The 20,881-nt window shown below is 62.2% G+C and carries 20 protein-coding genes and 4 tRNA genes; 7 read left to right on the top strand and 17 right to left on the bottom strand.

What is annotated here, in order from left to right; genetic code table 11:
* Window positions 1-87 precede the first annotated feature (87 nt).
* Window positions 88-1,320: a DUF349 domain-containing protein gene (locus tag L1277_RS04540; protein ID WP_253375130.1), complete on the top strand. Its 1,233-nt coding sequence runs from the start codon at window positions 88-90 to the stop codon at window positions 1,318-1,320.
* 90 nt (window positions 1,321-1,410) lie between these two features.
* On the top strand, window positions 1,411-1,896 hold the full coding sequence (locus L1277_RS04535; RefSeq protein ID WP_253375129.1) for a hypothetical protein: 486 nt from the start codon (window positions 1,411-1,413) through the stop codon (window positions 1,894-1,896).
* On the opposite strand, the gene L1277_RS04530 is transcribed toward L1277_RS04535, so the two are convergent.
* From L1277_RS04530 to thrS, 12 genes are all read right to left on the bottom strand, one after another.
* Window positions 1,883-4,129, bottom strand: coding sequence for a bifunctional (p)ppGpp synthetase/guanosine-3',5'-bis(diphosphate) 3'-pyrophosphohydrolase (locus L1277_RS04530; RefSeq protein ID WP_253375128.1), 2,247 nt, complete (start codon window positions 4,127-4,129; stop codon window positions 1,883-1,885). The two genes, L1277_RS04535 and L1277_RS04530, sit on opposite strands and share 14 nt — an antisense overlap.
* Before the next feature lie 45 nt (window positions 4,130-4,174).
* The gene (secF, locus tag L1277_RS04525) at window positions 4,175-5,185 is read right to left on the bottom strand and encodes a protein translocase subunit SecF (RefSeq protein ID WP_253375127.1); all 1,011 of its coding nucleotides are present in this window, start codon (window positions 5,183-5,185) and stop codon (window positions 4,175-4,177) included.
* A complete protein-coding gene (gene secD / locus L1277_RS04520) occupies window positions 5,185-6,906 on the bottom strand; it encodes a protein translocase subunit SecD (protein WP_253375126.1) in 1,722 nt (573 codons plus the stop codon). The genes secF and secD overlap by 1 nt, the downstream gene beginning before the upstream one ends.
* A 95-nt stretch (window positions 6,907-7,001) precedes the next feature.
* Window positions 7,002-7,397 (bottom strand): preprotein translocase subunit YajC, encoded by a 396-nt coding sequence (gene yajC, locus L1277_RS04515; RefSeq protein ID WP_253375125.1) that lies wholly within the window; start codon window positions 7,395-7,397, stop codon window positions 7,002-7,004.
* Window positions 7,398-7,466: 69 nt separating this feature from the next.
* Window positions 7,467-8,492, bottom strand: a complete 1,026-nt coding sequence (gene ruvB, locus L1277_RS04510) for a Holliday junction branch migration DNA helicase RuvB (protein ID WP_253375124.1) — start codon at window positions 8,490-8,492, stop codon at window positions 7,467-7,469.
* Window positions 8,489-9,121: a Holliday junction branch migration protein RuvA gene (gene ruvA / locus L1277_RS04505; RefSeq protein WP_253375123.1), complete on the bottom strand. Its 633-nt coding sequence runs from the start codon at window positions 9,119-9,121 to the stop codon at window positions 8,489-8,491. The genes ruvB and ruvA overlap by 4 nt, the downstream gene beginning before the upstream one ends.
* A gap of 56 nt (window positions 9,122-9,177) precedes the next feature.
* Window positions 9,178-9,750: a crossover junction endodeoxyribonuclease RuvC gene (gene ruvC, locus L1277_RS04500; protein ID WP_253375122.1), complete on the bottom strand. Its 573-nt coding sequence runs from the start codon at window positions 9,748-9,750 to the stop codon at window positions 9,178-9,180.
* A 3-nt stretch (window positions 9,751-9,753) separates the two neighbouring features.
* Window positions 9,754-10,515, bottom strand: a complete 762-nt coding sequence (locus L1277_RS04495) for a YebC/PmpR family DNA-binding transcriptional regulator (RefSeq protein WP_253375121.1) — start codon at window positions 10,513-10,515, stop codon at window positions 9,754-9,756.
* Window positions 10,516-10,582: 67 nt separating this feature from the next.
* Window positions 10,583-11,182, bottom strand: coding sequence for a pyridoxal 5'-phosphate synthase glutaminase subunit PdxT (gene pdxT, locus L1277_RS04490; protein ID WP_253375120.1), 600 nt, complete (start codon window positions 11,180-11,182; stop codon window positions 10,583-10,585).
* Window positions 11,172-12,074 carry a pyridoxal 5'-phosphate synthase lyase subunit PdxS gene (gene pdxS, locus L1277_RS04485; protein ID WP_253375119.1) on the bottom strand — a complete coding sequence of 301 codons (903 nt, stop codon included), beginning with the start codon at window positions 12,072-12,074 and terminating at the stop codon, window positions 11,172-11,174. Before pdxS ends, pdxT begins: the two co-directional genes overlap by 11 nt.
* A gap of 75 nt (window positions 12,075-12,149) precedes the next feature.
* Window positions 12,150-12,761, bottom strand: coding sequence for an HIT domain-containing protein (locus L1277_RS04480; RefSeq protein ID WP_253375118.1), 612 nt, complete (start codon window positions 12,759-12,761; stop codon window positions 12,150-12,152).
* Window positions 12,749-14,716 (bottom strand): threonine--tRNA ligase, encoded by a 1,968-nt coding sequence (gene thrS / locus L1277_RS04475; protein WP_253375117.1) that lies wholly within the window; start codon window positions 14,714-14,716, stop codon window positions 12,749-12,751. Before thrS ends, L1277_RS04480 begins: the two co-directional genes overlap by 13 nt.
* A 127-nt stretch (window positions 14,717-14,843) precedes the next feature.
* Between thrS and L1277_RS04470 the strand changes: the two genes are divergently transcribed.
* Window positions 14,844-15,539 (top strand): lysoplasmalogenase, encoded by a 696-nt coding sequence (locus tag L1277_RS04470; RefSeq protein ID WP_253375116.1) that lies wholly within the window; start codon window positions 14,844-14,846, stop codon window positions 15,537-15,539.
* A complete protein-coding gene (locus L1277_RS04465; RefSeq protein ID WP_253375115.1) occupies window positions 15,536-16,387 on the top strand; it encodes an alpha/beta fold hydrolase in 852 nt (283 codons plus the stop codon). Before L1277_RS04470 ends, L1277_RS04465 begins: the two co-directional genes overlap by 4 nt.
* On the opposite strand, the gene L1277_RS04460 is transcribed toward L1277_RS04465, so the two are convergent.
* Entirely contained in the window at window positions 16,296-17,432 is a 1,137-nt protein-coding gene (locus L1277_RS04460; protein ID WP_253375114.1) for an AI-2E family transporter, read from the bottom strand. The genes L1277_RS04465 and L1277_RS04460 overlap by 92 nt on opposite strands.
* A gap of 101 nt (window positions 17,433-17,533) precedes the next feature.
* Here L1277_RS04460 and L1277_RS04455 point away from each other — a divergent pair, with 101 nt between their 5' ends.
* Complete coding sequence (locus L1277_RS04455; RefSeq protein WP_253375113.1) at window positions 17,534-18,709, top strand: zinc-dependent alcohol dehydrogenase; 1,176 nt, start codon at window positions 17,534-17,536, stop codon at window positions 18,707-18,709.
* Between the two features lie 143 nt (window positions 18,710-18,852).
* Here the strand turns inward: L1277_RS04455 and L1277_RS04450 are convergent.
* The 3 genes from L1277_RS04450 to L1277_RS04440 form a co-directional block, all read right to left on the bottom strand.
* A tRNA-Val gene (locus L1277_RS04450) sits at window positions 18,853-18,924 on the bottom strand.
* Window positions 18,925-18,954: 30 nt separating this feature from the next.
* Window positions 18,955-19,025 (bottom strand) — tRNA-Cys (locus tag L1277_RS04445).
* A gap of 56 nt (window positions 19,026-19,081) precedes the next feature.
* Window positions 19,082-19,153: transfer RNA gene (locus L1277_RS04440), tRNA-Gly, on the bottom strand.
* 205 nt (window positions 19,154-19,358) lie between these two features.
* Between L1277_RS04440 and L1277_RS04435 the strand changes: the two genes are divergently transcribed.
* Window positions 19,359-19,434: transfer RNA gene (locus L1277_RS04435), tRNA-Val, on the top strand.
* Between the two features lie 146 nt (window positions 19,435-19,580).
* A complete protein-coding gene (locus tag L1277_RS04430; RefSeq protein WP_253375112.1) occupies window positions 19,581-20,477 on the top strand; it encodes an aminoglycoside phosphotransferase family protein in 897 nt (298 codons plus the stop codon).
* On the opposite strand, the gene L1277_RS04425 is transcribed toward L1277_RS04430, so the two are convergent.
* Entirely contained in the window at window positions 20,466-20,861 is a 396-nt protein-coding gene (locus L1277_RS04425) for a PPOX class F420-dependent oxidoreductase (protein WP_253375111.1), read from the bottom strand. The genes L1277_RS04430 and L1277_RS04425 overlap by 12 nt on opposite strands.
* Window positions 20,862-20,881: the final 20 nt, after the last annotated feature.

Genomic DNA, 20,881 nt, shown 5'->3' with positions numbered 1-20,881 from the left:
CCTTTCCCGTCGGGAGCGGTTCACGTAATAGGCTGGACCAGAGTTTCCGGTCGCGCACTCGCGCGATATTCAAGCAAGGTGAGGCACGTGTCTAATTCTGAGCAGCAACCGTGGGGTCGCGTAGACGAGTCCGGCGCCGTTTTCGTACGCGAGGGCGACGATAACTGGCGTGAGGTTGGGCAGTATCCCGACGGCACGGCTGAAGAAGCACTCGCTTACTTCACCCGCAAGTTCACCGAGCTGGCCGGACAGGTCACGCTTCTCGAGCAGCGCGTCAAGCGCGGTGCGCCAGCCGCCGACGTCGCTAAGGCTGTCGCGCATCTCGCCTCCACGCTGGAGAACGCGAATGCGGTCGGCGATCTCGCCACTTTGAAGTCCAGGGTGGCCGCGCTCGACTCGACCGTCGGCGAACTGACCGAACACCAGGTCGAAGAGGCGAAGGCCGCTGTCGCAGAAGCGATCGCGACACGTACGGCGATTGTGGTTGAAGCGGAGAAGCTGGCGGCGCAGGATCCTGCGAAAGCCCAGTGGAAGACAACGACTGAACAAATCAACGCGTTGTTCGCACAGTGGCAGACTCACCAGCAGGAGGGCCCCAAGCTGCCCAAGGGTGAAGCCAACGACCTGTGGAAGCGATTCCGGACCGCGAAGTCATCCATCGAACAGAACCGACGCGCGTTCTTCGCGGAGCTCGATTCCGTGCACCGCGACGCCAAGACCCGCAAGCAACAGCTCATCGACCAGGCTGAAGCCCTGGTTCCCAAGGGCGCAGACGGGATTCCCGGCTACCGAGCCCTTCTGGACGAGTGGAAGAAGTCCGGCCGCGCAGGAAAGCGTCACGACGATGCGCTGTGGGCCCGTTTCAAGGCTGCCGGCGACGCGATCTACGCCGCGAAGTCTGAAATCGACGCTATCGACAACGCCGAATTCGCTGAAAACCTGCAGGCCAAGCTCGCATTGCTCGACGAGGCAGAGCCTCTCCTCTCGGAGAACAACCGGGACAAACTCCGTTCCGCTCTCGCTTCGATCCAGCGTCGGTGGGATGAGATTGGAAAGGTCCCTCGGGACCAGGTACGAGTGGTCGAAGACCGGCTTCGCAAGGTCGAGAACCACCTCAAAAAGCTCGACGAGGACCACTGGACCAAGAACAACCCAGAAACCAAGGCGCGCACCGAAGGACTTGCCGGCCAGTTGAACGCAGCAATCGCCAAGCTCGAGGCTGAGTTGGAGGACGCCAAAGCCACCGGCGATAAGTCAAAGATCGATGCCGCAACCGAAGCGCTCGAAGCGCGCAAGGTGTGGCTCAACGCTCTTTCTTAGGTTCCATCCACAACCGTAACGGCGGGGTCGACTTGTTCACAGAGTCGCCCCCGCCGTTTCGTTTGTCCGGCCACGCCTCAGGCTGGTGTCATGCCCCGTCTCCTACCCCCGATCCTCGACTCGATGTTCCTGCCACTCGCAGAACTCTGCGCCGCCTGTCAGGACGGCGACGTCGTGCGATTGGATGAAGCGTTCATTTGTGTGGACGAGCCCGACGGGAGAGACATCCGTGCCCGGGCGCTCCGATCGTCTCTCCCTCGCGTTCCTGCGGTGCGACACCTGATCGCGACCGGGCCCAGCGCTGCCTGGATTCACGGAGCGATCGACCAGGCGCCGTGGCAACACGAACTGAGCGTACGGGCGGACGAGCGCGCTACCGTGCGGCTGCCGCCGAGATTCCGCCAGCGCGAACTCTTGCTGCGTGACGAGGACGAGATGCTCATCGCCGGGATGCGGGTGACCACCGTGGATCGCACGCTCCGCGACCTTTCGAGGCAGGGCTCGCGCTCCCCCACGTTCACCCATATGGCTCAGCTGCGGGAGCGCCTGATCGAAGAGGGAGTTACCCGCCGTTGACGCGATAGACGTCGTACACAGCGTCGATCCGACGCACGGCGTTGAGCACCCTCTCGAGGTGCGTGGTGTCGCCCATCTCGAAGACGAACCGGGAGATGGCGAGCCTGTTGTTCGAGGTCGACACCGTGGCCGAGAGAATGTTGACGTGATGTTCGCTGAGCACGCGTGTCACGTCGCTGAGCAGTCCGGCGCGATCAAGCGCCTCAACCTGGATGTGCACAAGGAAGAGGCTCTTCGAGCTCGGCGCCCACTCGACGTCGATCATGCGCTCGGGCTCCTTGAGGAGCTCCTGCACGTTGTGGCAATCGCTTCGGTGCACAGACACCCCGGAGCCCCGTGTCACAAAGCCCACGATGTCGTCGCCGGGTACTGGGGTGCAACACTTCGACAGTTTGACGAGAATGTCGGGGGCGCCGCGAACGAGCACTCCGGAGTCGCTGTGTGTGACCGATCGCGTGCGACCGCGCACCGGGAAGTCGATGGCCGCTTGTTCCGCCTCGGTGTCGCCCTGCAGGAGGGCGGCGACCTTCTCAAGTACAGACTGCGTCGAAACGTGGCCTTCTCCGACGGCCGCATAGAGCGCTGAGACGTCTTCGTAGCGCATCTGGGACGCAACCTCGGCGAACGAGTCCTGGCTCATGAGCTTCTGAAGCGGCAGGTTCTGCTTGCGCATGGCGCGAGCAATGGCATCCTTGCCCTGCTCTATCGCCTCGTCGCGACGTTCTTTCGTGAACCACTGACGGATCTTGTTGCGGGCACGAGTGCTCTTGACGAAGCTGAGCCAGTCCTGGCTGGGGCCGGAGTCGGGATTCTTCGACGTGAACACCTCGACGACGTCACCGCTATTGAGCTCCGACTCCAGCGGGACGAGTCGGCCGTTGACCTTGGCGCCCATCGTGCGGTGACCAATTTCGGTGTGAACGGCATAGGCGAAGTCGACGGGCGTTGCTCCGGCCGGCAGGCCGATGACGCGGCCCTTTGGGGTGAAGACGTAGACCTCTTTGGCGCCGATCTCGAACCTGAGGGAATCGAGGAACTCCCCAGGGTCGCTGGTCTCTGCCTGCCAGTCGGAAATGTGCGCGAGCCACACCATGTCGTTTTCGGTGGCCTTGGACGAACCCTTGCCACCGTTGACGTTCTCTTTGTACTTCCAGTGCGCAGCGACGCCGTATTCGGCGTGTTGGTGCATCTCATGCGTGCGAATCTGAATCTCGACACTCTTGCCCTGCGGACCGATCACCGTGGTGTGCAGCGACTGGTACAGGTTGTACTTCGGTGTGGCGATGTAGTCCTTGAACCGGCCGGGGATTGGCGTCCATCGAGCGTGGATGGCACCGAGCACCGCGTAGCAATCCCGTACGGAGTTCACCAGCACACGGATTCCAACCAGGTCGTAGATTTCGTCGAAATCACGACCGCGCACGATCATCTTCTGGTAGATCGAGTAGTACTGCTTTGGCCGACCGACGACCTTGCCGCGAATCTTCGCTGCTTTCAGGTCTTCGTTGACCGAGTCGATGACCGTTTGCACAAGTTCTTCACGCTGCGGCGTGCGCTGCTTGACGAGGCTTTCGATCTCCGCATAGAGCTTGGGATAAAGGACGGCGAAGGACAGGTCTTCAAGCTCCCACTTGATGGTCTGGATTCCTAGGCGATGCGCGAGAGGCGCGTAGATCTCGAGCGTCTCGGTGGCTTTCTTGGCGGCCTTCTCGGCCGGCACGAAGCCCCAGGTGCGGGCGTTGTGCAGGCGGTCAGCAAGCTTGATAACCAGAACGCGGATGTCTTTGGACATTGCCACGATCATCTTGCGTACAGTTTCGGCCTGTGCGCTCTCCCCGTACTTGACCTTGTCGAGCTTGGTCACTCCGTCGACAAGCATCGCGACCTCATCGCCAAACTCGGCACGGAGGTCGTCAAGCGCGTAGTCGGTGTCTTCGACCGTGTCGTGCAGAAGCGCTGCGGCCAACGTCTTCGGCCCGATTCCGAGGTCAGCGAGAATCTGTGCGACGGCGACAGGGTGAGTGATGTACGGCTCACCGCTTTGCCGCTTCTGGCCGCGGTGCGCGCGCTCGGCGACGATGTACGCGCGCTCGATGACCGCGAGGTCGGCCTTCGGATGGTGCAGGCGTGCGGTGCGCACAAGCCGGTCTACGGCACCGGCTGGCTGCGCCTTCGAAAAAATTCGCGGAACCAGGCGTCGAAGGGACGCGCTCGACGATTGTGTCTCCGTCATTCGCTCACCTCCGAAGCTTCCATTATCCCGCGTTCCGGAACGGTTCTAGACCGCAGGGACAACCGCATCGTCTGAAGCAGCACGCGCGCGCGCCGCGAGGACGCGAGCGTCGCGCTTCTTGATCTCCGGTTCGTTCTGGCGGAAGAGCGCATAGAGCGGAGCCGCAACAAAGATCGTCGAGTAAGTGGCCACGAGAATACCGACGAACAGTGACAGTGAAATGTCGCGCAGGGTCTCGGCGCCGAGCAGGAAGTCTCCGATGATGAGGATCGACCCGACGGGGAGCGCCGCGACAACTGACGTGTTAATCGAGCGCACAAGCGTTTGGTTGACGGCGAGGTTTACGCTCTCAGCAAAGGTGCGTGGAGCGTTGTCGCCGTCTTCGGTTGTGTTCTCCCGAATCTTGTCGAACACCACAACCGTATCGTAGAGCGAGTAGCCCAGGATGGTGAGGAATCCGATGATGGCGGCGGGGCTAATCTCAAAGCCGCTGAGCGCGTACACGCCGAGAGTGATGACGAGAACGTCGAGAAGCGCAATCATGGCGGCAGCGGACATCTTCCACGTACGGAAGTAGATCGCCATCGTGATGAACGCCAAGACGAGGAAGATCACAAGTCCCGAGAGCGCCTGGCGGGTGACATCCTGCCCCCAGGAAGCACCGATGAAGGACGTCGTGACCTCCGACTCCGGTACGTTGAACGCCTCGGCGAGAGCCGTGGTGACGTCATTGGTGTCTGCAGAGGTCAGCTGGTTGGTCTGGACCCGGATTGCGGATTCACCAACCGTGGTGACCTTCGATACGGCGTCGGGAACGACGCTGGCGACAGCATCCGTGGCCTTATTTTGATTGGTGTCCTCGACCGAGTTGATGGTGAACTGCGAACCACCGGTGAACTCGATGCTGAGGTTGAACCCGCCCTTGACGATGGGAACCAGGATCGACGCGAGAACGAGGACGATCGCGACGCTGAACCAGATTTTGCGGTTGCCGACGAAGTTGAACGAGCGCTTGCCCGTGAACAGGTCGTTGCCGAATGTGGTGAGGCTTGCCATTAGGACTTCTTCTCCTCGGACTTCTTACCGGCGCCAGCGGCGACCAGTTCAGCCTGCTTGCGTTCTGCGATGGTTTGCCGTTTGGCGGCCTCACGGCTGGACTTCGTTGCTTTACCCGCAACTGCGGCCTGCGGTGCCCGGAACTGCGCACGGCCGCGGTACACGGCACCGAGCGCGTTCGGGTCGAGGCCGGAGAGCCGGTGACCGCTGGCGAAGAAGCGGGTCTGTGCGAGGAGCTGCAGGGTCGGGTGGGTGAAGATCAGCACAACAAGGACGTCGATGATCGTCGTGACTCCGAGGGTGAACGCGAAGCCCTTCACGTTGCCGACAGCGAGTGCGTAGAGCACGACAGCGGCGAGAAGGTTGACGCCCTTGGAGGCGTAAATGGTGCGTTTGGCGCGCTTCCAACCCGCTTCAACCGCGGACTCAAGACCACGGCCGTCTCGAAGTTCGTCTCGAATACGTTCGAAGTAGACGATGAACGAGTCGGCCGTAAACCCAATCGCGACGATGAGGCCCGCCACACCTGCCAAGGACAGGCGGTAGCCGTTGCGCCAGGACAGGATCGCGATCACCAGGTAGGTCAGCACCGCCGCGACGACGAGGGACGCGATCGTGACGAAGCCGAGCAGGCGGTACTGGAACAGGGTATAGATCGCGACGAGGATGAGGCCGATGATGCCGGCGATGATGCCGATCTGCAGCTGCGCCGATCCGAGGGTGGCCGAGATCTGGTCGGAGCTCTGCACCTGGAAGCTGATCGGGAGCGCCCCATACTTCAGCTGGTCGGCGAGGGACTTCGATGACTCCTGCGTGAAGTTTCCGGAAATCTCGGCGTTGCCGTCGGAGATGACCGTATTGGTCTGTGGTGCCGAGATCACCTGGTTGTCCAGGACGATGGCGAACTGGTTCTGCGGGCTTTCGAGGGCGTTGAGGCGCTGCGTGACCGCCGCGAACTCTTTGGTGCCCTTGCCGTCGAACTCGAGGTTGACAACCCACGCACCGGTGGTTGCACCGGTCTGGGTCGTCTGCATCCCGTTGGTGGCATCGGAGATTCGTGAACCTTCGACCTCAACAGGTCCGAGGATGTACTTGACGCTGCCGTCAGATTCGCACGCGACGATCGGCTTGTCCGCGGGCTGAACAGTGCCGGCCTCGAGCGGAGCGTTGCAGTCGAAGGCCTGGAACTCGGCCTGGAGTTTTTCGGTCACCCAAGCGAGGTCGCTGGCATTTGTCGGCTCAGTGGCCGGGGTGTCCGGCAGCGACGGGTCGGGAGTCGGATACGGGGTTTCGTTTCCGTCTTCCCCAACAAAAGTGGTGGCGGGCTGGCTGGCGACAAGAACAGGCCGGAACTCGAGCTTCGCTGACGCTTCGATGCGGTTACGAGTTTCTTCGTCGGCTTCGCCGGGGATGGAAACGACGACGTTGCTGCCCTCAGTGTTGACCTCAGCCTCGGAGACACCCGACGCGTCGACGCGCTGTCGGATGATCGACACGGCCTGGTTCAACTGCTCAGCCGAGACCGATTCACCCTCCTGGACGTTCGGCTGCAGGATAATCTGCGTGCCGCCCTCGAGATCCAGTGCGAGCTTGGGGGCCCAGGTGGCGTTACCCCAAATCACACCGCCGGCGAGAATGCCGAAGAGCGCGAGGGTGATTACGCCAAGCCAGACCAGTGAGCGACTCGCTCTACGGATCGGCGTCGACTTCGACTTTGCCAACTACGTACTCAGCTTTCTCTGACCGTTTCGCGCCGCCACAATGGCGGCGCGAAACGCTTCTGGTTTACTGCTTGGTGACTACCTGCTCAGAGAGACTACTGGTCAGCCCTCTTGTCACGTGAATCGGCGACGTCGGTCGACGCGTCAAACTCGGTCGGCAGACCCGGTGCCGGCTCAACCTGGGTGTCGTCGATGACGGTGACGTCAGCATCGTCTGCTGCAACGACGGGCTCGTCTTCGACGACCTTGGCGATCGCCTGACGGTGGACGGTGAGGACGGTTCCTGGGCTCGTTTCGAGGAGAACCTTGTTCGTGTCGTCATCCATTTCGAGGATGGTTCCGAACAGTCCGAACGTCGTCATGACGTCGGCGCCTGGCACAACCTTCGAGAGCAGGGCCTCCTGGTCCTTCTTGCGCTTCTGTCCGTTGCGGAACATGAAGAAGATGAGGACGGCCAGGATGACCAGCATTCCGATGGTTAATGGATCCATAAGAGGGATAGAACCTTTCGCAGCGACAAAGCCGCATGGGAGGGGAAACGGTCGATAGACCAGCTTGAATTATAGAACACCGGGCAGGAAAGAACCCTGAGGGTTCGGAACGCCGAAATGCGCAAACGCTTGCGGTGTGGCGACGCGTCCACGAGGGGTTCTGGTGATGAGGCCTATCCGCACGAGGAACGGCTCCACAACGCTCTCAATGGTGTCGGCTTCCTCCCCCACAGAGACCGCGAGGGTATTGAGTCCAACTGGTCCGCCGCCGAAACGGGTGAGCATGATCTCCATCACGGCACGGTCGAGGCGATCGAGCCCGAGCTCATCCACGTCGTAGAGAGTGAGAGCGGACTGAACGGCAGCGAGATTTGCATCGGTGCCGTGCACGAGAACGTAGTCGCGCACGCGCCGGAGCAGGCGGTTCGCGATTCGGGGTGTCCCCCGGCAACGGCCAGCAATCTCTGCGAGCCCGTTCCGGTCGATGTCGAAATCCAGCATCCGTGCGGCGCGATGCAGCACTTGTTCGAGTTCGGACTCGTCGTAGAACTCGAGGTGAGCGGTGAAACCGAATCGGTCGCGGAGCGGGTTGGGAAGCATGCCCGACCGCGTCGTTGCTCCGACCAGCGTGAACGGCGCCAGATCCAGGGGAACTGAGGTTGCCCCCGCCCCCTTACCCACCATGATGTCGATGCGGAAGTCTTCCATCGCGAGGTAAAGCATCTCTTCGGCCGACCTGGCCATCCGGTGAATTTCGTCAATGAAGAGGACCTCACCCGGCACCAGGCTGGACAGGACGGCGGCGAGGTCGCCAGCGTGCTGGATAGCGGGACCGCTGGACATACGGAGCGGTTTGTTGCTCTCGTGCGCCACGATCATCGCCAGCGTTGTCTTGCCAAGCCCGGGAGGTCCCGCCAGCAGAATGTGGTCCGGTGTTCGGCCCTGAATGCTGGCCGCTTGCAGGAGGAGTTGAAGTTGACCGCGGACCTTCGACTGGCCCACGAATTCTTCCAGGCTCTTCGGACGAAGTGCGCCCTCGAAGACGAGCTCGGCCTCGGAGATGGGCTCGGGCGTCGTGAGATCAACATCGGTCATGGGCGAGCCTCGGCCGTCCGTGTTTGCGCACTGTGTTGGGCCGGGCCGAGTTGTGCGAGCGCGAGCCGGAGCACCGTCTGCACGGGTGCCGTTTGAGCGTCCGGATGAGAATTGAGCACGTCCTCGACGGCCTGAAGGGCCACCTTTTCGCTCCAGCCGAGACCCACGAGGGCGACGACAACGCTCTCCCCCGCGGCGGGAACGGCGAGGGGTGCCTCAGCCGGCGCGGTGGCGATGAGCTTTCCGGTGAGCGACAGAACGATGAGCTTCGCTGTTTTCGGGCCAATACCCGACACCTTGCGGAACGCCTTGTCGTCCTCGGAGGTGACGGCTGCGGCGATTTGGCCCGGTCCGAGAACGGACAGCACGCCCAGCGCCGACTTCGGACCCACTCCGGTCACCCCGGTCAGCAGTTCGAAGACGTGAAGTTGCTCCGTCGTTTCGAAGCCGAACAATGACAGCGAGTCTTCGCGGACGATGAGACTCGTATGGATGAGCGCCTGGTCACCCACGCGCAGCGCCAACGAGTGTTCAGGCGTGACCTGAACGGCGTAGCCGATGCCACCCACCTCAATGATGACGCTGCTGCCCACGGCAGACAGCACGGTTCCGCGCACACTTGAAATCACGGACCCAGCCTACGTTGCGGGTCCGACACGACGGGGATCGCCACGCGACGGCCGGGTTAGACGCGGCGGCGCGCCGCCTTCTCAGCGCGCGCCCACGCGGCTTGCGCGGGTGTAAGGCCCGAGCCTCCACCGGCAGCAGCCGGCGCTCGAACCCCGCCTCGCCAGGCGTGGCAGATCGCCAGGGCGAGAGCATCTGCTGCGTCAGCGGGCTGGGGCAGCTCAGCGAGACCGAGTACACGAGCAACCATGGTCTGCACCTGCTTCTTCTCCGCGTTGCCGTAGCCGGTGATCGCCGCTTTCACTTCCGATGGGGTGTGCAGTCCGACCGGCAGTCCCCGTTTCGCGGCCGCGTGCAGGGCAAGGCCGGAAGCCTGCGCCGTCCCCATGACGGTCCGCAGGTTGTGCTGGGCAAAGACTCGCTCGACAGCGACGGCATCAGGCGCGAACTCGTCGAGAGCGGCGTCAATCCCCCGCCCAATGACCAGCAGCCGCTGATCAATGTCGGCACTCGCGTCACTCCGAACGACGGAATAGTGCACGAGCACCGCGGTCCGGTTGGGCTCGACATCGACGACCCCGACACCGCAGCGGGTGAGGCCAGGATCGATGCCGAGCACCCGCACCGTCATTGCTTAGTCGTCTTCGGACTGGAGCTCAGCCTGAACCTCGGGTGAGAGGTCGTAGTTGCTGTAGATGTTCTGCACGTCATCCGAGTCTTCGAGGGCATCGATGAGCTTGAAGATCTTCCGAGCGGTCTCGGCGTCAACCTCCACCTTGAGGTTCGGCACGAATGCGGCGTCTGCCGAGTCGTAGTCAATGCCGGCTTCCTGCAGCGCGGTCCGCGTCGCAACGAGGTCCGACGGCTCGGTGATGACCTCGAACGTTTCGCCTTCGTTGACAACTTCTTCTGCGCCAGCGTCGAGCACCGCAGCCAGGATGTCGTCCTCGGTGGTGTTCGCGGCTGGCACGACGATGATGCCCTTGCGGGCGAAGTTGTACGCGACGCTTCCCGGGTCGCCCATGGTGCCGCCGTTGCGGCTCATCAGGGTGCGAACGTCGGCCGCAGCACGGTTCTTGTTGTCGGTGAGACATTCGATCAAAAGGGCGACGCCGTTCTGGGCGTAGCCCTCGTACATGATCGTCGTGTAGTTGACCGATTCGCCGGACAACCCGGCACCACGCTTGACGGCGCGGTCGATGTTGTCGTTCGGAACCGACGTCTTCTTGGCCTTCTGGATCGCGTCAACCAGCGTCGGGTTGCCGGACAGATCGGCGCCGCCCATCTTTGCGGCGACCTCGATGTTCTTGATGAGCTTTGCGAACGCTTTGGCACGGCGCGAGTCGGTGATCGCCTTCTTGTGCTTCGTCGTTGCCCACTTGGAGTGACCGGACATGTGCTCCCTTACTGGATCTGTAACCGCCCCATTCTAAATCACTGCCGCGTCAAGCGCTGGATTTCGGTTATGCGGCGCGTACCTTCGCGAGAAAGTACTCGTGGAACCGGGTGTCCCCGGTCACTTCGGGGTGAAATGAGGTGCCGAGAAGGTTGCCCTGTTCGACCGCGACGACCCGACCGTCAGTGAGCGCAGCAAGCGGCTTGGCGCGTGGGCCGACCGACTCCACGATGGGTGCGCGAATGAAAACGGCGTGAAGCGGATGCCAGCCTAAGGCAGGCACGTCGAGGTCCGTTTCGAAGGAATCACCTTGAGAACCGAAGGCATTCCTTCGCACGGCAACATCGAGCCCACCGAGTGAGCGCTGCCCGCGAATTCCATCAACGATGGTGTCCGCGAGCATGATGAGCCCCGCACACGTGCCGTAGACCGGCAGGCCAGCATCGATTGCTTCCTTGAGCGGCTCAGCCAGCCCGAAGGTCCGCGAAAGCTTATCCATCACACTGGATTCGCCTCCGGGGATCACCAGTCCATCGACCGCCGCAAGCTCCTCCGGCCTGCGCACGAGAGTGACGTCCGCGCCCAGTCCGCGAAGAACATTCGCGTGCTCCCTGAAGTCGCCCTGCAGGGCAAGAACGCCTACCGTCGGCGCGCCGTTACCAGCCACGCTCAGCGAGGCGGTGCGGTGCCGCGAGGTCTGAAACGTTGATGCCGACCATCGCCTCTCCGAGACCGCGTGACACCTCGGCGATGACGGCGGGGTCATCGTAGAAGGTTGTCGCCTTGACCACGGCCGCTGCGCGCTTCTCGGGGCTTCCCGACTTGAAGATGCCGGAGCCGACGAAGACTCCGTCCGCGCCGAGCTGCATCATCATGGCGGCGTCAGCCGGCGTGGCTACTCCACCCGCTGTGAACAGCACGACGGGCAACTTTCCGGTTTCGGCGATCTCTGCGACGAGTTCATACGGCGCCTGAAGCTCCTTGGCTGCGACGTACAGTTCGTCTTTCGACATGGACGTCAGCTGGGCGATCTCACTCTTGATCTTGCGGATGTGCTTGGTCGCCTCCGAGACATCGCCCGTTCCGGCCTCGCCCTTGGAGCGAATCATCGCGGCACCCTCGTTGATGCGGCGGAGCGCTTCGCCCAGGTTGGTGGCACCGCAGACGAAGGGAACGTTGAAGCCCCACTTGTCGATGTGGTTGACGTAGTCAGCCGGGCTCAACACCTCAGACTCATCGATGTAGTCGACGTTGAGGGCCTGAAGCACCTGAGCCTCAACGAAGTGCCCGATCCGAGCCTTCGCCATCACCGGGATAGACACCTCGGCGATAATCGCTTCGATCAGATCGGGGTCACTCATGCGGGCGACACCGCCCTGCGAGCGAATGTCGGCGGGAACGCGTTCAAGCGCCATCACGGCGACCGCTCCGGCGTCCTCGGCGATTCGCGCCTGCTCCGGGGTGACGACGTCCATGATGACGCCACCCTTCAGCATTTCTGCAAGTCCGCGCTTAACGCGGTTGGAGCCCTGTTCGCCTGTGGCGGTGCTGTTCGTCATAATGCTCAATCCTAGGTTGTTCTATCGGGAGTAGCCCTCGGGAAGTGGCCGGTCTTGACCCCGGCGCGGGCGTAGTTACGCGTCGGCAGCGGGCCAGGCGTCTGCCAGAGCCTGCCGCACGTCGCCGAGTAGCTGTGGGAGGGCCTTCGTCTTCGCAATGATCGGCAAGAAGTTGGCATCCTGCGCCCATCGAGGGACGATGTGCTGGTGGAGGTGGCCCGCGATCCCGGCCCCCGCGACGACACCCTGATTCATCCCGATATTGAAGCCGTCGTTTCGCGACACGGTGCGAACGACTCTCATGGCGGTCTGAGTCAGCTCACCAATTTCAGCGACTTCCTCGGGGGTTGCCAAATCGTACGTCGGAATATGACGATACGGGCACACCAGGAGGTGACCGCTGTTGTACGGGAAGAGGTTGAGCAAAACGAACGCATGCGTCCCCCGCGCAACGATGAGTGCATCTTCGTCGGGCATCTTAGGGGCGTGGCAGAACGGGCACTCATGCTCGTCCGGCTGCTGCCCGTGCTGGATATACACGAGCCGATGCGGTGTCCACAGCCGTTGGAACTCGTCGGGAACACCGGCGAGATGGGCGGCTGATTCAACGCCGACGCCGGGAGCGGCCGTCGGGTGCCCGAAGGCCGACTCCTCGTCGGCGTAGTCGTCGAGGCCTAGTCGAGCCATGCCGTCGATACCTGCGCGTGAGACTCGATCGACGACACGATCCTCTCGATCGCTTCGTCCACCGGAATCCCGTTGAGCTGGGTGCCGTCGCGGAACCGGAAGCTCACTGCACCGTTTGCCCGGTCGTCCTCCCCGGCGATGAGCTGGAACGGGATCTTGGCTTTCGTGTGCGTGCGGATCTTCTTAGGCATGCGGTCGTCGCTGTGGTCAACCTGCACTCGCACGCCTCGGCGCTTGAGTTTCGCGGCGATCTCATCGAGGTACGGCGCGTAGTCCTCGGCCACGGGGATACCCATGACCTGGACCGGAGACAACCAGACCGGGAATGCACCGGCGTAGTGCTCGAGGAGGATGGCGAAGAAGCGCTCGACCGAACCAAGCAATGCACGGTGGATCATGGCCGGGCGGTGACGCGATCCGTCGGCTCCGGTGTACTCGAGCTCGAACAGTTCCGGCTGGTTGAAGTCGAGCTGCACGGTCGACAACTGCCAGGTACGACCGATGGCGTCGCGCGCCTGCACCGAGATCTTCGGGCCGTAGAACGCCGCCCCACCCGGGTCGCTGACGAGTTCCAGGCCCGAGTCGAGTGCAACTTCGCGAAGCGTCTGGGTTGCGGTCTCCCACACCTCATCGGATCCAACGAATTTCTCGGGATCCTTCGTGGAGAGTTCGAGGTAGAAGTCGTCGAGTCCGTATCCGCGAAGCGTTTCGAGAACGAAGGCCAGCTGGCGGGCGACCTCATCCTTGATCTGGTCCTGCGTCACGTAGATGTGAGCGTCATCCTGGGTCAGGCCGCGCACGCGGGTGAGCCCCGACAGGGTGCCGCTCTTCTCGTACCGGTAGACCGTTCCGAACTCCGCGAGCCGAAGCGGGAGTTCGCGATAACTGCGCCCGCGCGAACGGTAGATGAGGTTGTGCATCGGACAGTTCATGGGCTTCAGGTAATAGTCCTGGCCCATCTTTGTCACGTTGCCATCGGCATCCGTTTCTTCATCAAGGTGCATGGGCGGGAACATCCCGTCCCGGTACCAGTTGAGGTGCTGGCTGGTCTCGAATAGTTGCCCCTTGGTGATGTGGGGCGTGTTGACGAGTTCATAATCGTTCTCGATCAGCTGCTCGCGGAGATAATTTTCAATCTCTGAACGGATGATTCCACCCTTGGGGTGGAAAACGGCAAGGCCCGAACCGATTTCGTCGGGAAAGCTGAAGAGGTCCATCTCGGCACCGAGCTTGCGGTGGTCGCGCTTGGCAGCCTCTTCGAGCCGAGCCTGGTAGGCGCGCAACTCGTCTTTCGTTGGCCACGCCGTGCCATAGATCCGCTGAAGCTGCGGGTTCTTTTCCGACCCACGCCAGTAGGCGGCCGCGACGCGCGTGAGCGCGTACCCGTTGCCGATCATGCGCGTGTTCGGCAGGTGAGGACCGCGGCAGAGGTCCTTCCACTCGGTCTCACCCGTCTTCGGGTTCACGTTGTCGTAGATGGTGAGTTCGGTGCCACCGACCTCAACGTTCTCGTTGTCCTGACCGTCGGCGGACCCGCCCTTGAGGCCGATCAGCTCGAGCTTGAACGGCTCGTTCGCCAGTTCTTCGCGGGCTTCGGCGTCGGTGACGACACGGCGCACGAAGCGCTGGCCGGAGCGAATGATCCGGTCCATCTCCTTCGACAGTGCCTTGAGATCCTCAGGGGTGAAGGCTTCCGAAACGTCGAAATCGTAGTAAAAACCGTCTGTGACAGGCGGACCGATACCGAGCTTTGCGTCGGGGTTCACCTTCTGCACGGCCTGGGCAAGTACGTGCGCAGCCGAGTGTCGGAGGATATTGAGGCCGTCCGTCGAGTCGATTGTGACTGCCTCAACCTCATCGGTGTCGGTGATCGTCGTCGCGAGATCTTTCAACTCGCCGTTGACGCGCATGGCGACAACGGACCGATCGGTGAATCTCTCGAATCCGTCAGACACGTGATTTGCTCCTCTAAGTAGTAAGACTCTTCAACTTTAGCGTTGCGAGAGTCATCCACCGTGCGCGCGCAGCTGTGCACCGTTGACCTCTAGAGTGAACGCACCGACCGAAGAGAAGGAAGTGCTCGTGAGCGACGCGCCTGGCCGTGTGAGGATCACGGCGATCACCGTTTTCATCGCCCTCAGCGTCATCCACCTGATCGCGCTACTCGCCGAGTGGGACACTGTGTCTCTCTGGACGAAGCCGTTCCTGATGCCGGTGCTGGCGATCGCTGCGATCCTCACCGCGCGACCCCGTTTCGGACGCGTCGGGCTTCTGCTCACGGTGGCCTTGATCTTCAGCACGATCGGTGATGTCGCGCTACTGGGCGACGGCAACGGTCCCTTCATTGCTGGCCTCTCCGCATTTTTGGTCGCACACCTGGTGTACATCGCCGCCTTTGCTCGCGCCGCCATCCGGTCGCGACCGCAGTGGTGGAGCCTCATCTTCGTGGCCTGGTTTGGCGTGCTCATGGGTGTTCTCGTGCCTCACCTCGATGCTCTCTTGCTCCCGGTGATCGGGTACGGCGTGGTGATCGCCACCATGGCCATCGTCGCCACGAGGTGCTCGCCTCGGGTAATCTCCGGTGCCATTCTGTTCCTCATGTCGGACTCGATACTGGCCGTCAATAAGTTCGTTGAAACCATCGAGCTTCCTGAGGCAGGCTTCCTGATCATGGTGACTTACATTGCAGGCCAGGCGCTCATCGCGTGGGGCCTGCAGGACCGGTTCACACCCAGCAGTGGGCTCGTCGTGCAGGAAAGCGCGGGGCGTCGGGCGTGACGTTGCCACAACCCGTCGTAACCACGTACGTACGCGATGACCTGGTCATGACGGCGCGCCACTGGGAACCGTCACAACCGACCTGTCTCCCGCCCGTGGTGCTTGTCCACGGCATCGGGGTGTCGTCACGCTACTTCCGGAGACTTGCGGAGGAACTGGCGAGATCCACCAGGGTCATTGCTCTGGATCTTCCTGGCTTCGGCCCGAACAAGCGACCACGCCGACGGTTGAGCGTCGAAGCGTTCGGAGCTCTGGTGGCGGACTACCTGGAAAACATCGGTAGCGACGCCCCGATTCTGGTGGGGCACTCGATGGGTGCCCAAATCGTCGTCGAGACCGCGCGCCGACTGCCCACCGAAGGTTTGGTTCTGATCGGGCCCGTTGTTGACGAGCGGGCGCCGACCGCCCTGCGCCAAGGGCTGCGCCTCGCCCGCGACGGCCTTCACGAGAGTGTCAGTTCGAACTGGATCGTGGCCACCGACTACCTGCGCAGTGGAATCCGGTGGTACCTGAGCGAACTGCCGGCGATGCTTACCTACCGCATCGAGAAGCACCTTCCCCATGTTGACGTGCCGGTTCTTGTCGTGCGGGGCGCGGAAGACCCCGTCGCGCCGGAGGGATGGGCACGTGCCTTGGCACGCCGTTCGCCCGGGGCCCGGGTGGTATCCATCCCAGGATCCGGACACGTCGTTCAGCACACGGCGAGCACAGCTGTGGCCGATGAAATCACTCGATTTGCCGCTCGGCTTCCTCTCGTTACGCCGAGGGACGCGGTGTCATCTTCTTCTTCCGGCGAGGATTCGGCACCACCGGAGCAGGGGTCGGTTGCGGGGACTTCCACACCTTGATGATCGCCCAGGAAACCGCGGCGATCGGCACAGCAAGCACAGCACCGATGATGCCGGCAACGATTGTTCCCGCCGTCAACGCGACCAAGATGACCAATGGGTGAAGCTTCAGCGACTGCGCCATCACCACGGGCTGGAGGAAGTTTCCCTCAAGCTGGTTGACCCCGATGGCGATAGCGATGACGATGAGTGCGACGACCGGGCCGTTCTCCGTCCCGACAAGAGCGACGAGGGCAGCAAGGCCACTCGCGATGGTGGCGCCAACGAGCGGCACGAAGCTTGCGACGAAGACAATGACAGCGAGCGGTAGTGCCAGCGGAACTCCCAGGATCACCAGGCCGAGGCCAATAAAGAACGCGTCCACCAAAGCGATGATCGCGGTTCCCCGAACGTAGCCACCGAGAACCCGGACGGCTGTGTGGCCGATCCGGTGACCGCGCGCGAGATGTTCTCCCCGGAACGGACGGAGGAAGAACTCCCAGATGGTGTCGCCGTCCTTAAGGAAGAAGAACAGGATAACAATCACGAGCACCGCGCCTGTGATGATGTTGGCAGCAGCCGAAACACCGGCAAGCGCACCCGAGCCGAACTGGGCGCTGGTGACGAAATCAATCACAGCATCCCGTGCGTCTTCGATCTGCTTCTGATCGATGGGCAGCGGACCGTTGATCAGGTAGTCGTAGAGCTGGTCTATGCCCTTGAGCGCCGACGATGAGAGGTCGTCCCACTGCCCTCTCACGGCGAACACAATGAGCGTCACCACTCCGCCGAAGATTACGATTCCGCTGAGGAGCGCCACCCACGCCGCAAGGATCGGTGGCATAAATCGCCGCAACCAGCCGATGACCGGCGCGGCGGCCGCTGCGATGACGATGGCAATGAGCACTGGAATGACCACCAGCTTGAGTTGGATCATGCCGAGCACCGCCACCGCTGCGAGAGCAAGTATGGCGAGAATCTGAACACTGCGAGTGCCGACTGTGCCCAGCCGATCGGTCCACAATGTGCGAAGCGGCGGGCGTTCTGGGTCGGTGTCGGTTCTCATGGCACCAGCCTAGTTTGGGGATCAATCGCGCCACGGTACTTGCATGGGCTGGCATCGTCAAGGTATGGACGCCGTCCTCTCCCTCTGGGTACAAAGGGGACATGAAGGCACTTACTTGGCAAGCAAAACGTTCAGTATCCGTCGAGACAGTTCCGGACCCGACAATTCAGGAACCAACGGATGTGGTAATCCGCGTGACATCCGCTGCCATCTGCGGTTCAGACCTGCACCTCTACGAGACGCTCGGCCCATTCCTTAATAAGGGTGACATTCTCGGCCACGAGACCATGGGTGTCGTCGAGGAAGTCGGGTCAGCGGTCACACGTCTCTCCCCCGGCGACCGGGTCGTGATTCCATTCGTCATCGCGTGCGGGCACTGTTACATGTGCTCGCGCGGCCTCCATTCGCAGTGTGAGACCACCCAGAACACCGACACAGGTACGGGAGCCACTTTGTACGGCTACACCGAGCTTTACGGTTCAGTTCCCGGCGGCCAGGCGGAACGACTCCGCGTTCCGCTCGCGGACTTCAACGCCACCAAAGTCGGTCATGACCTGCCTGATGATCGATACCTGTTCCTCAGCGACATCCTTCCGACTGCGTGGCAGGGCGTGAAGTACGCCGATCTCCCCGATGACGGCATCCTCGCTGTCATGGGGCTCGGACCGGTGGGCCAGTTCGCGGCGCGAGTGGGCAAACACCTTGGCCACCGCGTCCTCGCTGTAGAGCCAGTGCCCGAGCGCCGAGCCATGGCTGAGCGGTACGGCGTCGAAACCTTTGATCTGACCGATGACGTCGTTGAGCAACTCCGCGACGCAACGGAAGGCCGCGGAGTCGACTCAGTCGTGGAAGCAGTCGGTATGGAAGCCCACGGCAGCCCGGGCGCAGCATTCGCTCAAGGCGCCGTGGGACTTCTGCCAGACGCCCTGGCTAAGAAGATGATGGACACAGCGGGCCTGGACCGTATGGCCGCGCTCTACGCGTCCTTCGACTCAGTTCGTCGCGGCGGTACCGTGTCGCTGAGCGGCGTGTATGCGGGCGAAGCCGATCCTTTCCCCATGAAAACACTGTTCGACAAGCAGGTGGGCATCCGAATGGGCCAGTGCAACGTCCAGCGCTGGCGCGACGAGCTGCTTCCCCTCGTGGAAGACCCAACGGATCCACTCGGCGTTGAAGACCTCGTCACGCATCGCGTTCCTCTCGACAAAGCGCCTGAGATGTACGACATGTTCCAAAAGAAAGAGAACGGCTGCATCAAGGTGGTGCTGAAGCCGTAAGCCGGAAAGCATTGAACCGTGAGCCGGTCGGCGGCGCATCCGTGAAGGCGTCGGACGCCGCCGACTGGCTCGACCGGACATGAGTGTGAAAACATCCGTCTGAAACGAACGAAGCCCGGACATTTCTGTCCGGGCTTCTTCTGTGAGCGATACTGGGATCGAACCAGCGACCTCTTCCGTGTCAGGGAAGCGCGCTACCGCTGCGCCAATCGCTCAAGGTCATTCATTTTACTACAGAGTGTGTGAGGTGGCGACGGGATTCGAACCCGTGTGGACGGCTTTGCAGGCCGCTGCCTCGCCTCTCGGCCACGCCACCGCGTGTGGGTTTGCCCACATGCCGTGGTCAGTCGTGAGACTGACCCCAAACACTCGAGCGGATGACGAGATTCGAACTCGCGACCCTCACCTTGGCAAGGTGATGCGCTACCACTGCGCCACATCCGCATTGCCTGTATCTCTACCGGCTTTGCTACTCGCATTTCTGCGTGCGTTGAAGACTCTACAAGATGTTTCCCCGAGAAAACAAATCGAGCGCGAAAGGATTTCGATCCCCTTTCCGAAAAGCGGATGCCACACCCCGATGGTGCGCAGGACGTCTCGCAGTCGGCTAACATAAGACGTCGTTGAGAACTTTTCGTCAGTTCGATGCGGGCGATTGGCGCAGTTGGTAGCGCGCTTCCTTCACACGGAAGAGGTCATCGGTTCGAGTCCGGTATCGCCCACCAGTAGAAGGCCCGCGGTATCCGCGAGCCTTCTTCGTTTCTCCGTGCGTTCGACGGTCGCGCTTTGAGCACTGCTTTCGGCACAATGGAATCACGCGCTTCTCGCATCACCAGTGAAAATCCCGGTCGGCGCATAACGGTGGGCAGGCATGAGCATGCACGAGGGAGAGATCTCGATCACGGCTGACCTGGTCCGTCGGCTTATCGCCACACAGTTCCCACGGGCTTCGCACCAGGAACTTCGGGAGTTTCACTCAACCGGAACGGTGAATGCCGTGTTTCGACTCGGCGAAAAGCACCTCGTTCGCTTGCCGCGGATGGACCGCTGGGGCGACGATCTCGAGCGAGAGGTGCGTTGGCTCCCCTTCCTCGCTGGTCACCTCAGCGTGCGGATTCCGCGCGTCGCGTTCGTCGGTAGTCCCACAGCAGACTTTCCGGCGCCGTGGGCGGTATACGAGTGGCTCGATGGCACTCCGTACGCCGATGATGCGATAGTCGACGAACTCGCCGCCGCTCGATACCTGGCTGCGTTCATCCGCGAGTTACGTCGTGTGCCACCTGACGGAGCACCGCCCGCCGGACGCCGGCCGCTTCAGGACCTCGACGCGGTGACGCGCGAGTCGATAGTGGCGTCAGCTGCTGTGAGCGACGGTGAGCAACTCGATATCTCACGACTCACTGCGGAGTGGGATCAGCTGGTGCGGACTCCGGCCTGGTCAGGCCCGAGTGTGTGGATTCATACAGATTTGCTTCGGCCAAACATCCTGGCCGCTCAGGGACAAATCGCAGGCATCATCGACTGGGGTGGTGCGGGGATCGGTGATCCCGCAGCGGATGTCATCGCCGCGTGGAGTGTCTTCGGTCCGGACGGACGCCGAGACTTTCGTGAGGCGCTCGACGTCGATGATGCGACATGGGACCGCGCCCGCGGGTACGCGCTGCACCAAGCGGCGCTCATCATCCCCTACTACGAGGAATCGAACCCGGCGTTCGTCCAGACGGCAGTACGCACGATTGGCGAAATCCTCTCGGACTCATCCAGCTAGAACTTCGGGAACGATTCTGACCACGACCGATTCAGAGGCCGAGCGGCGAAGTTTGCCGGCAGCCTTGATCGCCTTGTACCGAAGGCCGTACTTGCGTTCGAGGGCCGCGTCGATCACAACGCGGCTCTCGGCATCCTCATGGACAGAAGCTCGGCCGACGAGGGTCCGAGCGCCCTCGGCGATGGATCCCTGAACGTCGCACGGTGTGAGTGTGACGGCCTGGTTACGCCGAATCCGCTTCACCTTACCGGATGCGCCGGATGTGGTCACGAGCAGTCCCCCCAGACCTTCCACGACCCAGACGGGCGTTCCGACGGGCTCGCCCGAAGCGCGGAAGGTCGTGAGCAGGGCATATGGCTCAGCGGAGAAGGCGGTAAGACTCATGAGAGACGAGCCTAATCGCG

The sequence above is a fragment of the Okibacterium sp. HSC-33S16 genome, assembly GCF_024171565.1.
In the GTDB taxonomy this organism is placed as follows: domain Bacteria; phylum Actinomycetota; class Actinomycetes; order Actinomycetales; family Microbacteriaceae; genus Mycetocola_A.
This window is presented reverse-complemented; position numbering and strand designations above follow the sequence as displayed.

Coding starts and splice junctions, on each gene's coding strand:
- secF (WP_253375127.1), bottom strand. CDS start 5,185: ATGGCAAGCCTCACCACATTCGGCAACGACCTGTTCACGGGCAAGCGC.
- pdxS (WP_253375119.1), bottom strand. CDS start 12,074: ATGACGAACAGCACCGCCACAGGCGAACAGGGCTCCAACCGCGTTAAG.
- L1277_RS04430 (WP_253375112.1), top strand. CDS start 19,581: ATGAGCATGCACGAGGGAGAGATCTCGATCACGGCTGACCTGGTCCGT.
- L1277_RS04535 (WP_253375129.1), top strand. CDS start 1,411: ATGCCCCGTCTCCTACCCCCGATCCTCGACTCGATGTTCCTGCCACTC.
- L1277_RS04480 (WP_253375118.1), bottom strand. CDS start 12,761: ATGGCTCGACTAGGCCTCGACGACTACGCCGACGAGGAGTCGGCCTTC.
- L1277_RS04455 (WP_253375113.1), top strand. CDS start 17,534: ATGAAGGCACTTACTTGGCAAGCAAAACGTTCAGTATCCGTCGAGACA.
- L1277_RS04530 (WP_253375128.1), bottom strand. CDS start 4,129: ATGACGGAGACACAATCGTCGAGCGCGTCCCTTCGACGCCTGGTTCCG.
- ruvC (WP_253375122.1), bottom strand. CDS start 9,750: ATGACGGTGCGGGTGCTCGGCATCGATCCTGGCCTCACCCGCTGCGGT.
- L1277_RS04460 (WP_253375114.1), bottom strand. CDS start 17,432: ATGAGAACCGACACCGACCCAGAACGCCCGCCGCTTCGCACATTGTGG.
- L1277_RS04495 (WP_253375121.1), bottom strand. CDS start 10,515: ATGTCCGGTCACTCCAAGTGGGCAACGACGAAGCACAAGAAGGCGATC.
- yajC (WP_253375125.1), bottom strand. CDS start 7,397: ATGGATCCATTAACCATCGGAATGCTGGTCATCCTGGCCGTCCTCATC.
- L1277_RS04425 (WP_253375111.1), bottom strand. CDS start 20,861: ATGAGTCTTACCGCCTTCTCCGCTGAGCCATATGCCCTGCTCACGACC.
- ruvB (WP_253375124.1), bottom strand. CDS start 8,492: ATGACCGATGTTGATCTCACGACGCCCGAGCCCATCTCCGAGGCCGAG.